The organism is Streptomyces sp. NRRL WC-3549 (assembly GCF_000721935.1).
Lineage (GTDB): Bacteria > Actinomycetota > Actinomycetes > Streptomycetales > Streptomycetaceae > Streptomyces.
Genome location: NZ_KL585421.1, coordinates 91,978 through 105,353, shown reverse-complemented (window position 1 = coordinate 105,353; position 13,376 = coordinate 91,978). Strand labels below are relative to the sequence as shown.

12 protein-coding genes and 3 pseudogenes are annotated in these 13,376 nt (G+C 72.7%); 8 read left to right on the top strand and 7 right to left on the bottom strand.

Translation table 11 applies throughout. The annotated features are described in order from the left end of the window. Positions 1–28 precede the first annotated feature (28 nt). Positions 29–325: pseudogene (locus IH13_RS0125815) on the top strand (SpoIIE family protein phosphatase); the annotation flags it as partial. A 297-nt stretch (positions 326–622) separates the two neighbouring features. Continuing rightward, positions 623–2,986 (top strand): discoidin domain-containing protein, encoded by a 2,364-nt coding sequence (locus IH13_RS0125810; RefSeq protein ID WP_031088322.1) that lies wholly within the window; start codon positions 623–625, stop codon positions 2,984–2,986. A gap of 283 nt (positions 2,987–3,269) precedes the next feature. Here the strand turns inward: IH13_RS0125810 and IH13_RS0125805 are convergent, their stop codons facing one another. Continuing rightward, positions 3,270–4,385 carry a glycerate kinase gene (locus IH13_RS0125805; protein ID WP_031088321.1) on the bottom strand — a complete coding sequence of 372 codons (1,116 nt, stop codon included), beginning with the start codon at positions 4,383–4,385 and terminating at the stop codon, positions 3,270–3,272. A 121-nt stretch (positions 4,386–4,506) separates the two neighbouring features. Here IH13_RS0125805 and IH13_RS0125800 point away from each other — a divergent pair, with 121 nt between their 5' ends. Further along, entirely contained in the window at positions 4,507–5,040 is a 534-nt protein-coding gene (locus tag IH13_RS0125800) for an NUDIX domain-containing protein (RefSeq protein WP_051835923.1), read from the top strand. Between the two features lie 73 nt (positions 5,041–5,113). Further along, entirely contained in the window at positions 5,114–5,845 is a 732-nt protein-coding gene (locus tag IH13_RS0125795; RefSeq protein ID WP_031088317.1) for an SIR2 family NAD-dependent protein deacylase, read from the top strand. 32 nt (positions 5,846–5,877) lie between these two features. On the opposite strand, the gene IH13_RS0125790 is transcribed toward IH13_RS0125795, so the two are convergent. Next, positions 5,878–6,294: a hypothetical protein gene (locus tag IH13_RS0125790; RefSeq protein ID WP_031088315.1), complete on the bottom strand. Its 417-nt coding sequence runs from the start codon at positions 6,292–6,294 to the stop codon at positions 5,878–5,880. A 337-nt stretch (positions 6,295–6,631) separates the two neighbouring features. Here IH13_RS0125790 and IH13_RS0125785 point away from each other — a divergent pair, with 337 nt between their 5' ends. After that, positions 6,632–7,216 carry a TMEM165/GDT1 family protein gene (locus tag IH13_RS0125785; protein ID WP_031088314.1) on the top strand — a complete coding sequence of 195 codons (585 nt, stop codon included), beginning with the start codon at positions 6,632–6,634 and terminating at the stop codon, positions 7,214–7,216. A gap of 59 nt (positions 7,217–7,275) precedes the next feature. Here IH13_RS0125785 and IH13_RS0125780 read toward each other — a convergent pair whose 3' ends face one another. From IH13_RS0125780 to IH13_RS44940, 3 genes and pseudogenes are all read right to left on the bottom strand, one after another. Continuing rightward, on the bottom strand, positions 7,276–7,794 hold the full coding sequence (locus IH13_RS0125780; protein WP_031088312.1) for a methylated-DNA--[protein]-cysteine S-methyltransferase: 519 nt from the start codon (positions 7,792–7,794) through the stop codon (positions 7,276–7,278). 26 nt (positions 7,795–7,820) lie between these two features. Continuing rightward, positions 7,821–8,150: pseudogene (locus tag IH13_RS0125775) on the bottom strand (DNA-3-methyladenine glycosylase); the annotation flags it as partial. A gap of 9 nt (positions 8,151–8,159) precedes the next feature. Then, positions 8,160–8,303: pseudogene (locus IH13_RS44940) on the bottom strand (Ada metal-binding domain-containing protein); the annotation flags it as partial. A gap of 531 nt (positions 8,304–8,834) precedes the next feature. Between IH13_RS44940 and IH13_RS0125770 the strand changes: the two are divergent. Together IH13_RS0125770 and IH13_RS44935 are read left to right on the top strand one after the other, a co-directional pair. Beyond that, positions 8,835–10,568 carry a sodium:solute symporter family transporter gene (locus IH13_RS0125770; protein WP_037842327.1) on the top strand — a complete coding sequence of 578 codons (1,734 nt, stop codon included), beginning with the start codon at positions 8,835–8,837 and terminating at the stop codon, positions 10,566–10,568. Positions 10,569–10,583: 15 nt separating this feature from the next. Continuing rightward, positions 10,584–10,715, top strand: a complete 132-nt coding sequence (locus IH13_RS44935) for a putative transporter small subunit (RefSeq protein WP_031088309.1) — start codon at positions 10,584–10,586, stop codon at positions 10,713–10,715. 133 nt (positions 10,716–10,848) lie between these two features. Here the strand turns inward: IH13_RS44935 and IH13_RS0125760 are convergent, their stop codons facing one another. Further along, the gene (locus tag IH13_RS0125760; protein WP_031088304.1) at positions 10,849–12,264 is read right to left on the bottom strand and encodes a phytoene desaturase family protein; all 1,416 of its coding nucleotides are present in this window, start codon (positions 12,262–12,264) and stop codon (positions 10,849–10,851) included. Positions 12,265–12,310: 46 nt separating this feature from the next. Between IH13_RS0125760 and IH13_RS0125755 the strand changes: the two genes are divergently transcribed. Further along, the gene (locus IH13_RS0125755) at positions 12,311–12,520 is read left to right on the top strand and encodes a hypothetical protein (RefSeq protein ID WP_031088301.1); all 210 of its coding nucleotides are present in this window, start codon (positions 12,311–12,313) and stop codon (positions 12,518–12,520) included. A gap of 103 nt (positions 12,521–12,623) precedes the next feature. Here IH13_RS0125755 and IH13_RS0125750 read toward each other — a convergent pair. Next, on the bottom strand, positions 12,624–13,376 hold a 753-nt coding region (locus tag IH13_RS0125750), incomplete at its 5' end, for an inositol monophosphatase family protein (RefSeq protein ID WP_031088299.1).

Sequence of the window (13,376 nt, the reverse complement as noted above, 5' to 3'; positions counted from 1 at the left end):
ATGTGTATAAGAGACAGGACGGACCGAGGCCCTCGACCTGCCGCCGGGTCTTCTCCTGGGCGTGGACCGCGCGTCCCGCTACCCGACGGCCGAGATTCCGCTGCCACCGGGGGCGGCCCTCGCCCTGTTCACCGACGGGCTCGTGGAGGCCCCGGGCGTGGACTTCGACCACGCCACCGCGGCACTGGCCGAACACTTCGCGCTGGCCCTGGAGCGCCCGATGGAATCCGTGGCCGACACACTCGTGCAGTACGCCAAGCGCTGCACACCGGGCACCGACGACATCGCCCTGCTGCTCATCCACGCCCTGGGGGCGCCCGGCTGACCGGCCCCGGCCGGGCGGCACCGCCACGGGGCCGCGGTACGACGGGTCGGCGGCCGGGGGCACGACGACGACCCGTTGATGTACATGTCAATCCTCCCGGTCGAAGCCGCACGGTAGCCCAGGCACGCCGTGCCGTCCATGGGTTCGACACCACCGAAGGCAGCAATTCCCGTCGGTGAGTCATTAATTTGAGTTCCGCGCGCGAAATCTTGCGCAGCAGCGTGGACTTCCTTGCGCGGTTGCTCCTAGCCTGTGGGCGTCCGCAGAGCCCCCACGAGCCGCTAGGACGTCCCACACATGACCCCACCGCACAGACACCGCCTGTTCAGGCGCTCGCTGTCCGCCTCCCTCTCGCTGGCCCTCACCGCCGTCGGCACCGCCGCGGCGGTCGTCCTGGCCGGCGCCCCGGCGGCCCAGGCCGCCGCGGTCCCCGCGCCCTCCCCGGTCGGCGTCTCCGGCCGGGGCGCCACCGTCCCGTTCACGGAGCAGGAGGCGGAGTACGCCGCGACCAACGGCACGCTCATCGGCCCGGACCGGCGCTACGGCTCACTGCCCTCGGAGGCGTCCGGCCGGCAGGCCGTCACGCTCGACGCGGTCGGTGAGTACGTGGAGTTCACGCTCACCGCCCCGGCCAACGCCATGACCTTCCGCTACTCGCTGCCGGACAACGCCGCCGGGACGGGCCGGGACGCCGCTCTCGACCTGCGGGTGAACGGCTCGGTGCTCAAGAGCGTGCCGGTGACCTCGAAGTACGGCTGGTACTACGGCGGCTATCCCTTCAACAACAACCCCGGGGACACCAACCCGCACCACTTCTACGACGAGACCCGGACCATGTTCGGCTCGACCCTGCCCGCCGGTACGAAGGTCCGGCTGCAGGTGGCGTCCACCGCCGGCTCCCCCTCGTTCACCGTCGACCTGGCCGACTTCGAGCAGGTGGCCGCGCCGGTCGGCAAACCGTCCGGCGCGCTGGACGTGGTGAGCGACTTCGGGGCCGACCCGACCGGGGCGGCCGACTCCACCGCGAAGATCCAGGCGGCGGTCGACGCCGGCCGCACCCAGGGCAAGGCCGTCTACATCCCGCAGGGAACCTTCCAGGTGCGCGAGCACATCATCGTGGACCAGGTGACGCTGCGCGGTGCCGGCCCCTGGTACAGCGTGCTGACGGGGCGCCACCCCACCGACCGGAGCAAGGCGGTCGGTGTCTACGGGAAGTACGCGGCGCAGGGCGGCAGCAGGAACGTCACCCTCAAGGACTTCGCCGTCATCGGCGACATCCAGGAGCGCGTCGACGACGACCAGGTCAACGCCATCGGCGGGGCCATGTCCCACTCGGTCGTGGACAACGTCTGGTTGCAGCACACCAAGTGCGGGGCCTGGATGGACGGCCCCATGGACGACTTCACCATCAAGAACAGCCGGATCCTGGACCAGACCGCCGACGGCGTGAACTTCCACTACGGGGTCACGAACTCGACCGTCACGAACACCTTCGTCCGCAACTCCGGCGACGACGGCCTGGCCATGTGGGCGGAGAACGTCCCGAACGTGAAGAACTCGTTCACCTTCAACACGGTGATCCTGCCGATCCTGGCCAACAACATCGTGACGTACGGCGGCAAGGACATCACGATCTCCGACAACGTCATGGCGGACACCGTCACCAACGGCGGCGGGCTGCACATCGCCAACCGCTACCCGGGTGTCAACTCGGGTCAGGGCACGGCGGTCGCGGGGACCCACACGGCCGCCCGCAACACCCTGATCCGCACCGGCAACAGCGACTTCAACTGGAACTTCGGGGTCGGCGCGATCTGGTTCAGCGGCCTCAACGAGCCCATCAGCAACGCCACCGTCGACATCACCGACAGCGAGATCCTGGACAGCTCCTACGCCGCGATCCACCTGATCGAGGGCGCGAGCAACGGGCTGCACTTCCGCAACGTCAAGATCGACGGGGCGGGCACGTACGCCCTCCAGATCCAGGCACCGGGCACCGCCACCTTCGAGAACGTCGTGGCCACCCACATCGCCCAGTCCAACCCGATACACAACTGCGTGGGCAGCGGCTTCCAGATCACCCGGGGCAGCGGCAACTCCGGCTGGTACGCCGACCCGCCGGCCTGCACCGGTGTCTGGCCCGACCCGGTGTGGACCAACGGCGGGGTGCCCGGAGGCGGCGGCTCCACCGGTCCGACCGATCCCACGGACCCGACCGACCCCACCGACCCGCCCGAGGAGACGGGCAACCTCGCGCAGGGGCGCCCGGTGACGGAGACCAGCCACACCGACGTGTACGGCGCGGCCAACGCCGTGGACGGCAACGCGGACACGTACTGGGAGAGCCGCAACAACGCCTTCCCGCAGTCCCTCACCGTGGACCTCGGCTCCCCCAAGGCGGTGAAGCGGCTGGTACTGAAGGTGCCGCCGGCCGCGGCGTGGGCGACCCGTACGCAGACGCTCTCCGTGTCCGGGAGCACCGACAACGGCACGTACGACTCGCTGAAGGCGTCGGCGCATTACACCTTCGACCCGTCGAGCGGGAACACCGCGACCGTCTCCCTCCCGGGGACGCCGGTCCGCCACCTGCGGCTGACCTTCACCGGCAACACCGGGTGGCCGGCCGCCCAGCTGTCCGAACTGGAGGCCTACACCGGCTGAACCGGATCGGCTCGACGGGCCCGGCCGTGGCGGCCGGGCCCGTCACCGTGCGGTGCGGGGTCAGGGCTTCGCCGTCAAGGACGCGGCGACCGGGTGGACGGCGCCGCCGGGTCGGAGAAGGCGTGCGCAGGGGGTGGGCCGACGGCCGGGTGGGCACAGGCCGTGGCGCAGGCACGGTGTTCGGACGCCCCGCAGGGGCGCGCCGCCGGGGCGGACGCGGGAGCCGGGGCCCGGGTGACGGGGCGGGCACGGCGCCCGGGCCCGTCACACGTCGGTCCCGGTGTCAGACCAGGTAGTCGCGCGCGATCGATTCGGCCGCACGTTCCAGGAGAGGGCCCGCCTGGGCCATGCAGAGCGCCGGGGCGGACTCCAGCTCGGTGAGGGCGTAGGCCCGCCGGATGCCGGCCCTGCCCAGGGCCTCCGGCGGCAGGGCGAGGCGGCCGCACACCGCGACCGTCTCCACGCCCGCCTCCCGTGCGGCGGCGGCCACTCCCGCCGGGGCCTTGCCGTGCAGGGTCTGCTCGTCGAGCGAGCCCTCACCGGTGATGACCAGCGTGGCCCGGGCGAGCGCCGGGGCGAAACCCAGGACGTCGAGCATGACCTCGATGCCGGGCCGGAAGCGTGCGCCCAGGGCGACCAGGGCGCCGTATCCGATCCCTCCGGCGGCGCCCGCTCCGGGCAGGGCGGCGTGTTCCGGCCCGAGCAGGGAGGCGTAGTGGGCGAGGGCCGCGTCGAGGACCGCGATGTCGTCCTCGGTGGCGCCCTTCTGCCGCCCGTAGACCTCGGGGGCGCCCTTCGGTCCGGTCAGCGGGTTGTCCACGTCGCTGGCGAGGATCAGGTCGACGTCCGCGAGCCGCGGGTCGAGCCCCGACAGGTCGGCCTCGGCCAGCTCGGCGAGGGCGCCGCCGCCGGGACCGACGGGCTTGCCGTCCGCGTCCAGGAAGCGGGCTCCGAGCGCGGTGAGCATGCCCGCGCCGCCGTCCGTCGTGGCACTGCCGCCGACGCCGAACACGAGGGTGCGGGCCCCCGCGTCCAGCGCGGCCCGCAGCAGCTCTCCGGAGCCGTACGTGGTCGCCGTGAGCGGGGCGAACTCCCCTGCGGGCAGGTGCTGGAGGCCCGACGCCTCCGCCATCTCCACCACGGCCGTGGTCGAGCGCAGCGCGTAGGCGGCCGTCACCGGGGCCCCGAGCGGCCCGGTGACCCGTGCCTCACGGCGCTCGAATCCGGCGGCCACCGCCGCCGCGACCGTGCCGTCGCCGCCGTCCGCGACGGGCAGGGCCTCGACCCGCACGCCGGGGACGACGCGCCGCAGCCCGGCCGTCACCCGCTCCGCGACCTCCACGGCCGTGAGCGAGCCCTTGAACTTGTCCGCCGCGACGAGCACGCGTGCGGCATCGATCACTGCTCCGTCCGTCACCTTGTATCCCTTGCTTTCGAACAGGCAGTCGCGCCGCCCCGACCCTATCCGGGCCGCCCCCGGTCTGCCCAGGCCTGTCCACGGGCACGCATAAGCTGCCCCCGTGACCACCTCTGACTACGCCACCTACATCGCGGGCCTGCCCCGGATCCTGTCCGCCGCCGCCACGCTCTTCCGGGACGAGCGCGGACGGGTGCTGCTCGTCGAGCCCAACTACCGGGAGGGCTGGGCGCTGCCCGGCGGCACGATCGAGTCCGACGCGGGCGAGGGCCCCCGGGCGGGTGCGCGCCGGGAGACGGCCGAGGAGATCGGCCTCGACCTCGAACCCGGGCGACTGCTCGTGGTGGACTGGGCCCGAGGACCGGGGCGTCCGCCGATCGCCGCGTATCTCTACGACGGCGGCGTGCTGTCCGGGGAGCAGCTCGACGCGATCCGGCTCCAGGAGGAGGAACTCCTGTCCTGGCGCCTGGTGGACCGCTGTGACCTCGCGAGCCATCTGCCCGACCAGCTGGGGCGGCGGGTCGTCGCCGCGCTGGAGGTACTGGACTCCGGTGCGGGTACGGCGGAGTTGGAGGACGGCGGACCGGTCGCACCCGCGGGCCCCGCCTCACCGGGGACGGCTACCCGCCCCCGGTGAGGGCTGACCGCCGCCGGGACCCCACCGCCGAAATGTGATCGCGGCCGATGCGGGTGGTCCGTACGCTCGGGCCATGACTCTCGTCGCGATCCTCAGCGGCGCCGGGATCTCCACGGACTCCGGCATCCCCGACTACCGCGGGCCGCAGGGCCTTTGGCGGAAGGACCCGGAGGCGGAGAAGCTCGTCACCTACGACTTCTACATGGCCGACCCGGAGATCCGGCGCCGCTCCTGGCAGATGCGCCGCTCCGGCGCGATCCTGGACGCCCGGCCCAACGCGGCCCACCGCGCGGTGGCCGCGCTGGAACGGTCCGGGACACCGGTGCGGGTGATCACCCAGAACGTGGACGGACTGCACCAGGCGGCCGGGCTGCCCGCCCGCAAGGTCCTCGAACTCCACGGCACCGCCCGCGAGGTGGTCTGTACCCGGTGCCACGCCCGTACCTCCATGGCCCGGGCGCTGGCCCGCGTCGAGGCCGGCGAGGCGGACCCGCCGTGCGCCGCCTGCGGGGGGATCCTGAAGTCGGCGACGGTGATGTTCGGCGAGCGCCTGGACTCCCGGGTGCTGGCGGACGCCATGGCGATCACCAAGGCGAGCGAGGTGTTCGTCGCCGTGGGGACGACCCTCCAGGTGCAGCCGGCCGCCTCCCTGGCCGGGATCGCGGTGGAACACGGGGCCCGGCTGTTCGTGGTGAACGCGGAGCCCACCCCGCACGACGCGCTGGCGGAGGAGACGATCCGCGGGCCCATCGGGACGGCGCTGCCCGCCCTGCTGGAACGGATCGCCGGGGGCGCGTCGGTCTGACGGGCCCCGCCGTCGGGGACGGCGGGCCGTGCTCAGCCCCTGCCGCCGCCTTCGAGGCCCTCCCGGACGCGCCGCGAGGGGGTGAACACGTACAGCTCCAGGATCGCGGGCGGATCCGCCGCTCCCGGTCCGCCGTCCTGGACCCACGTGGTGATGTCGGCGAGCGCGTCCGGGTCGTTGACCAGTCCCAGCCAGACCGGACGGCCCCCGGCCCTGCGCCCCTCGGCGGAGGGCTGGACGACGATCACGTTGCCGTGCTCGCACGCGTCCAGGCACTCCACGGCCCGTACGGTGGCGCACCCGTCCAGCGATGTGCGCAGTCGCGCGAGCTGGCCGGCGTGGTCCACCCCCGGGATCTTGGGAGTACCGCAGCAGCAGCCCCGGCAGACGCTGACGGTGGGCCGGGACGGTCCCGGTGCGGCGGGGGCTCCTCGGGTGCGGCGGCTCATGCGGGGTGGCTCCAGAGGGGTGGTGGGCGATACGCCGTGGTGCGGGTGGACACCGACTGTACCCAGCGGTCCCCGCCGGTCGGACGGGCCCGGTCTGGGGTAGTGTGGAGGGCTGCGAAGGGGAGTAGCCCCGCAAACCGGTCGTCGACATACTGGAACCTCCGGGTTCCCGGTGGCCGGGCCCATGGTCTTCCACGGGCGGGCGAGACCTTCGGTCAGGCATGACAGGCCCGTGTCCCGCGGGTCTGCGGTCATGCCGGGCCGAGTGGTCCTCCGAGGAAGCCTGACGGCACTTCGCGAACGGCCCGGGCCCGGCTCACACAGAAAGCCACCCGGAATGCACCTCGACCTCCTGGCGATCCTCACCGCCTTCGGGCTGATCTTCCTCGCGGAGCTCCCCGACAAGACGATGTTCGCCTCGCTGGCCATGGGCACGCGTATGCGCCCGCTCTACGTGTGGTTCGGGACGTCCTCCGCGTTCCTCGTGCACGTGGCCATCGCCGTCGGGGCGGGCGGGCTGATCGGCCTGCTGCCCGACTGGCTCGTCAAGCTGGTCTCGGCCGTCCTCTTCGGTGTCGGCGCGTTCATGCTGCTGCGCCCGAACGGCGGTGAGGAGGACGGGGAGGGCGAGGTCAAGACGGTGACCGGCTTCTGGCCGGTCTACTCGACGGCGTTCATGGCGGTGTTCATCAGCGAGTGGGGCGACCTGACGCAGATCACCACCGCGAACCTCGCCGCGAGCAACGGCGCCTGGTCCACGGCGATCGGTTCGGCCGCCGCCCTGATGTCGGTGTCCGCGCTGGCGCTGCTGGCGGGGCGTTTCATCGCCAAGCGGGTGCCGCTGAAGACCGTGCAGCGCATCGGCGGTCTGTGCATGCTGGGGCTGGCGATCTGGTCGCTGGTCGAGATCTTCGTCGGCTGACCGGCACCCGACCGCCTCCGCCCGGGCCGCCGGGCCGGACCCCGACGCCGTACCGGCTCTCAGAACAGGGCCGGTACGGCGTCGTCCGTTCCCCGTTCGAAGGCGAGCAGCCGCTGCTTGCGCTCCAGCCCGCCGCCGTAGCCGGTGAGGCCGCCGGAGGCCCCGATGACGCGGTGGCAGGGGACGATGATGCCGACCGGGTTCTTCCCGTTGGCGAGGCCCACGGCGCGGGAGGCTCCGGGCTTGCCGAGGCGTTCGGCGAGTTCGCCGTACGAACGGGTCTCGCCGTACGGGATGCGCCGGAGCTCGGCCCAGACGCTGCGCTGGAAGGGCGTGCCGTCGAGGTGGAGCGGCAGGTCGAACGCGGTGAGGTCGCCGGCGAAGTAGGCGTCCAGCTGACGGACGGTTTCGGCGAAGGGCCCGGGGTCCCGGGCGCCGAAGGTCTCCTCCGGCGGGCGGTGCCGCTGCCCGGTCATGTAGAGGCCGGCGAGGACGCCGTCGGTGGCGACCAGGGTGAGCGGCCCGTACGGGCTGTCGACGACCGTGTGCCGTCGGGCCGGAGTGGGGGTGGTGGTCATGGCGCAGTCGTCCTTCGGGGGCGTGTTCAGGCGGGCAGGTGGTTGACGGGGTGGCCGTGGGCGGTCCACAGGTACTGCGCGGCGCACGCGCGCCAGGGCCGCCACCCGCCCGCGCGTGCGGTGAGGGCCGCCGGGGTCGGCGGGAGGCCGAGGCGCCGGGCGGCGCCGCGGATCCCGAGGCCGGTGGGGAGGAAGGCGTCCGGGTCACCGAGGGCGCGCATCGCGGTCGCCTCGACGGCCCGGGGCCCGAGCCCGGGAAGGGTACCCGGTCCGGCGCGGGCCTCGTCCCGGTCGGGGCCGGCCGGCGCCCCGGGGGTCGGGAAGAAGGTGAGCCCGCCCTCGGGGCCGGCGCCGGGGTGGAAGGCCATGTCGGGGGCCTTGGGCGGCACCACGGGGCGGCTGGGCCGGCCGTGGATCCGGGTGGTCGGGACGGCGGTGAAGAACCGGTCGTCGGATCTGGCGTCCCTGGACCGGACGGCCCGCACGCAGCGCTCGGTGTCGGTGTGCATGGTTCAAGGATGGGTCACCCGGCGCCCCGGATCCGGCGGAAATCCGACACGGGCGTGGAGCCTGCCGCCGCGCGCGCTCCCTGCGGCTGTCGGTGCCGTCGGTCGCACCCCGGGACGCCTTCGTGATCACTACCCCATAACAAAGCGGACGCCGTCGCAGTTGCGACCCGCAAAGAGTTCGGAGCGAGGGACGACACCCAAAGGATCAAGGCGGGGCAAACAGGGCGCGCCAAAACAGAACAAGCCCTCCACAAGCGACATCAGGGCAGATGCCATACCCGAAAAAGCCCTGAAGAAACCTCCGGAAGCGAAGATCATCGATGCGCGAAGGGCTGTTATGGTGCCTGGCATTTGCGGACCCAAAGAGTCCGCCTTCAGGTGAACGCCCCCGGCTCCCGTGCCGTCACGTTCCGGGGGCCGGTTACAGGAGCCCTGCCGCGCCGCGGCGTGGCGCGCGCACGCGGACCCGGTCGACGATCCCGGACGTCCCGCCCGGCGCCCGGCTCCGTGAGTGCGAAGGAGGTGGCGTGTGTGAGCGGAACGGAAACAGCTCAGTTCGGCGCCGTGGTGATCGTAGGTCTGCTGGTCCTCTTCTACGGGGGGACCTTCCTGATCTCCACCCGGATCGGGAAGAAGGACGAGAACGCCGACGGGTACATGACCGGCGGCAACAACATCGGTTTCGGCATATCGGCCGCCAGCATGACGGCGACGTGGATCTGGGCGTCCTCGATGTACGCCTCCGCGTCGTCGGGGTACACGTACGGCATCTCGGGACCCATCCATTACGGGCTCTGGGGTGCCCTGATGATCCTGTTCATCTACCCCTTCGGCAAGCGCATCCGCTCCGTGGCCCCCAAGGCGCACACGCTCGCCGAGGTCATGTACGCCCGGCACGGGCGTTCCAGCCAGCTGATGCTCGCCGGCTCCAACATCGTCGGCAGCCTGATCAGCCTGATGTCCAACTTCATCGCCGGCGGTGTGCTGATCTCGCTGCTGTCGCCGTTCAACTTCACCCAGGGTGTCTTCGCGGTGGCCGCGGGCGTCCTGCTCTACACCCTGTGGTCCGGGTTCCGCGCCTCCGTCCTGACCGACTTCGTCCAGGTCATCGCGATGCTCGGCGCGGTGGCCGTGATCGTCCCGTTCATCTTCTTCGCGGCCGGGTTCCCGGCGGCGTTCGAGACGGGCGCGGAGAACCTGACGCCCCAGCAGGGCGACTTCTTCTCCAGCGAGGCGTTCATGGGCCAGGGAGCGCCCTACATCGCCGCGGTCCTGGCCTACGCCATCGGCAACCAGACCATCGCGCAGCGGCTCTTCGCCGTGAAGCAGAGCCTGATCAAGCCGACGTTCATCACGGCCACCGTCGGCTACGGCGCCATGGTGATCGGCGTCGGCATGCTCGGCGTGCTCGCCCTCTACCTGGGGTTCGAGCCGAGCGGCGGAGACCTGAACAACCTCATCCCCGAGATGGCCGCCACCTATCTCCCGCCCGTGCTGCTGGCCCTGTTCTTCATCATGATCATCGGCGCGCTGTCCTCCACCGCGGACTCCGACCTCGCCGCGCTCTCCTCGATCATGATGGCCGATGTCTACGGGCAGAACGTGGCGGGCGCGAAGAAGGCGAACCCCAAGACGATGCTGCTGATCGGCCGCATGTCGATGGTGGTGGCGACCGCGGTCGCCGTGGCCTTCGCCAGCCTCCAACTGAGCATCCTGGACCTGCTGGTGTTCGTCGGCGCGCTGTGGGGCGCCCTGGTCTTCCCGGTGCTGGCCAGCTTCTACTGGGAGAAGGTCACCAACAAGGCGTTCACCGTCTCGGTGCTCGCGGCACTCGCCGTGTTCCTCCCCGTCCGCTTCGCCTGGATCCCGGTGGACGGTGTCTTCGGGATCGTCGTGGACGTGCTGTCGGTCCTCGGCGTCGGTGTCGTCCTCGGACTGATGGTGTTCGGCTTCTTCGGCACCAGGGCAGCCAAGATCGTCGGTGTGCTCGCCGTCGTGGTGACCGCCCCGTTCGCCATCGGCACCCTGCACGAGTACGCGACGCTGTGCGGCTCCCTCGTCGCCTACTCCGTGAGTACCGTCATCTGCTGGGCGATGTCCGTCAACCGGCGCGACGGCTTCGACTTCGCCGTCATCGCCCAGCGCACCGGTGACTTCGACGACGGGTCCGCCACGGGCGCGCCTGCCACCGGGACCGAGGTCCCCGGCCAGGCGGACGGCCCCGGAAGCAGTGACGCACCCGAGCCCGCCGCGACCACCCCGTGAGTCAGAAGGAGCATGATGACCACTTTCGCCCTGAGCGCCTACGTCCTGATGTGGCCCGTCCTCGTGGCCGCCGTCCTGTTCGTGATCAGCCGTGCCTTCTTCCGTGAGTGGGCCGAGGCCCGCCGCAACGGCGAGGACCTGATCTGAGCCGTCCGCACGGATCGCCGGATGGCCGGGAGCCGCCGCGCACAGCGGGTGCGCGCGGCTCCCGAGCGGTGGACCCGGTCGGCGGGTTCCCCGGGAAGGGTCGGCCGGCCGCGGGCCAACCGGCCTCGCCCGGTCACGCGGCGCGCAGTCGCCGCCACACCGCCTTCGCCGCGTGGTGGCCCGACATGCCGTGGACGCCCGGTCCCGGCGGGGTGGCCGAGGAGCAGAGGAAGACCGCCGGGTGGGCGGTGGCGTACGGCACCCGGGCGAGCTTGGGCCGGATCACCGTCTGGAGTCCGGCGAAGGCGCCGGAGGCGATGTCCCCGCCGACGTAGTTGGCGTTGCGCGCGGCGAGCTGGGGCGGGCCGGCGGTCGCCCGGGCCAGGACCAGGTCGCGGAAGCCGGGGGCGAAGCGCTCCAACTGCCGTTCGACGACGTCGGTGGCGTCCCCCTCCCAGCCGGCCGGGACGTGCCCGTACGCCCAGAAGACGTGGCGGCCCTCGGGGGCGCGTGAGGGGTCGACGACGCTGGGCTGTGCCGTGATCAGGAAGGGGACGCTCGGGTCGCGGCCCTCCACGGCGGCGCGCAGGGCCGCGTCGATCTCCCCGGCGGTCGGACCGATGTGGACGGTACCGGCCCTGCGGGCCTCCTGCGCGGTCCAGGGGACCGGGCCCGAGAGGGCGTAGTCGATCTTGAAGCAGGAGGCGCCGTACCGGTAGCCCTGGTAGGCGCCGCCCAGTCCGGCGATGCGGGCCAGCGCGGTGGGCGAGGTGTCGAAGACGTACGCGCGGGCGGGCGGGAGCTCGTCCAGGCGCCGGACCTCCGTACCCGTGCGGATGGTGCCGCCCTGCGCCCGGAGGTAGGAGGCGAGGGCGTCCGAGATGGCCTGCGAGCCACCGCGCGGCACGGGCCAGCCCTTCTCGTGTGCGGCGATCGCGAAGAGCAGGGCGATCCCGCTCGTGGCGATGCCGCTGGTGGGCGCGATGGCGTGGGCGGCGAGACCGGCGATCAGCCCGCGCGCCCTGGCACCCCGGAAGCGCCGGGCGAGCAGGGTGGCGGGCGGGAGCGCGTCCAGCCCGAACCGCATCCAGCGGTACGGGTCGCGCGGCAAGCCGTCCCACGGGGTGCGCAGGAAGTCCTGGGCCAGGGTGTCCCAGCGCCCGAGGTAGGGCGCGACCGTCCGGCGGTAGGCCCCGGCGTCCTGGGCGCCGAGCGTCATGGCGCTCTCCCCCACCGACCGGGTGAGGACGGCGGCGGTGCCGTCCGGGAAGGGGTGGGCGAGGGCCAGCTCGGGCTGGAGCCACTCCAGGCCGTGCCGGGCCAGCGGCATGGCGTTGAAGGCGGGCGAGCCGATGCCCAGCGGGTGGACGGCGGAACAGGGGTCGTGGCGGAAGCCGGGAAGGGTCAGCTCCTCCGTGCGCGCACCGCCCCCGACGGTCTCCTCGGCCTCGAACACCTCCACGGCGAAGCCCCGGCGGGCCAGTTCGACGGCGGCGGTCAGCCCGTTGGGGCCCGCACCCACGACGACGGCATCCAGCATCGATGGCACCTTCGGACTCCTTCGTCAGCCGACGGCCTGTGGGCCCAGGATATGGGTGGGCACCGACGACGGGCCCCCGGGTGGCCTCCGGCCCGATGAACACCCCCTGCGCCCCTCCCCCGCCGTCGCCGCGACGGCCGCCCGGCTCACCCGGCTGTCCGGCGTCGAGGCCGTCGCGCTGGGCCGCAGCCGCGCCCGTCGCACCGACCGCCCCGAATGCGACCGGGACTTGGACCCCTACCACCGGGCCCCTCGGATCCGGTGATCCGCGTGCGGGCGAGGAGCTGTCGATGCGACGGACACAGCGGCCCCACATGAACGGCGGAAGCGCGAGCCGAACCGGGGGCCGGACGCCGAACCGGGGGCCGTCAGCCGTCCGCGGCCCCGGAACCGGGCGCCCCGACCCGCAGGGCGTCGAGGATCCGCTCGGCCGTCGCCGCGTCCCTGGCCGCGGTGAACGGCAGGTCGTTGCCGCCGGTGATGCGGTACGGGACGCCGGAGAGCGTCGACTGGGTGCCGCCCGCCTCGGTGACCAGGAGCAGACCGGCCGCGTGGTCCCAGGCGAGTTCCCAGTTGAAGGCCACCGCGTCCTGTGCCCCGGAGGCGACGGCGAGGTACTCCAGGCCCGCGGAGCCGCAGGCGCGGGCGTCGATGCCCTCGGTGCGCAGGCCCAGCAGGGCCCGCTTCTGGGCGTCGGAGGTGTGGTCGGGGTGCGACATCGCCACCTTCAGCACGGCCCCCGGCGCGGGCGACCCGCTGCGCACCGGAGTCCCGTTGAGCGTGGCACCGCGTCCGCGTACGGCGACGGCCAGCTCGTCGAGCACGGGGGCGTACGTCCAGGAGGCGTACACCTCGCCGTGGTGGGCGAGGGCCACCAGGGTGCAGAAGCCGGGTTCGCCGTGGACGAACTGGCGGGTGCCGTCGACGGGGTCGACGATCCAGACGGGCGCGTCGCCGGAGAGTGCGTCGTACACCGTCGGGTCGGCGTGGACGGCCTCCTCGCCGACCACGGCCGAACCGGGCAGCAGCTGTGTCAGAGACGCCGTCAGGTGCTCTTCGGCGAGCCGGTCGGCGGCGGTGACGAGGTCGTGCGGCCCGCTCTTCTCGACGATCTCGTGCGC

Bases quoted from the DNA above. Each gene is read 5' to 3' on its own strand.
- IH13_RS0125810 (WP_031088322.1), top strand. From the start codon at position 623: ATGACCCCACCGCACAGACACCGCCTGTTCAGGCGCTCGCTGTCCGCC.
- IH13_RS0125795 (WP_031088317.1), top strand. From the start codon at position 5,114: ATGACTCTCGTCGCGATCCTCAGCGGCGCCGGGATCTCCACGGACTCC.
- IH13_RS0125790 (WP_031088315.1), bottom strand. From the start codon at position 6,294: ATGAGCCGCCGCACCCGAGGAGCCCCCGCCGCACCGGGACCGTCCCGG.
- IH13_RS0125785 (WP_031088314.1), top strand. From the start codon at position 6,632: ATGCACCTCGACCTCCTGGCGATCCTCACCGCCTTCGGGCTGATCTTC.
- IH13_RS0125780 (WP_031088312.1), bottom strand. From the start codon at position 7,794: ATGACCACCACCCCCACTCCGGCCCGACGGCACACGGTCGTCGACAGC.
- IH13_RS44935 (WP_031088309.1), top strand. From the start codon at position 10,584: ATGACCACTTTCGCCCTGAGCGCCTACGTCCTGATGTGGCCCGTCCTC.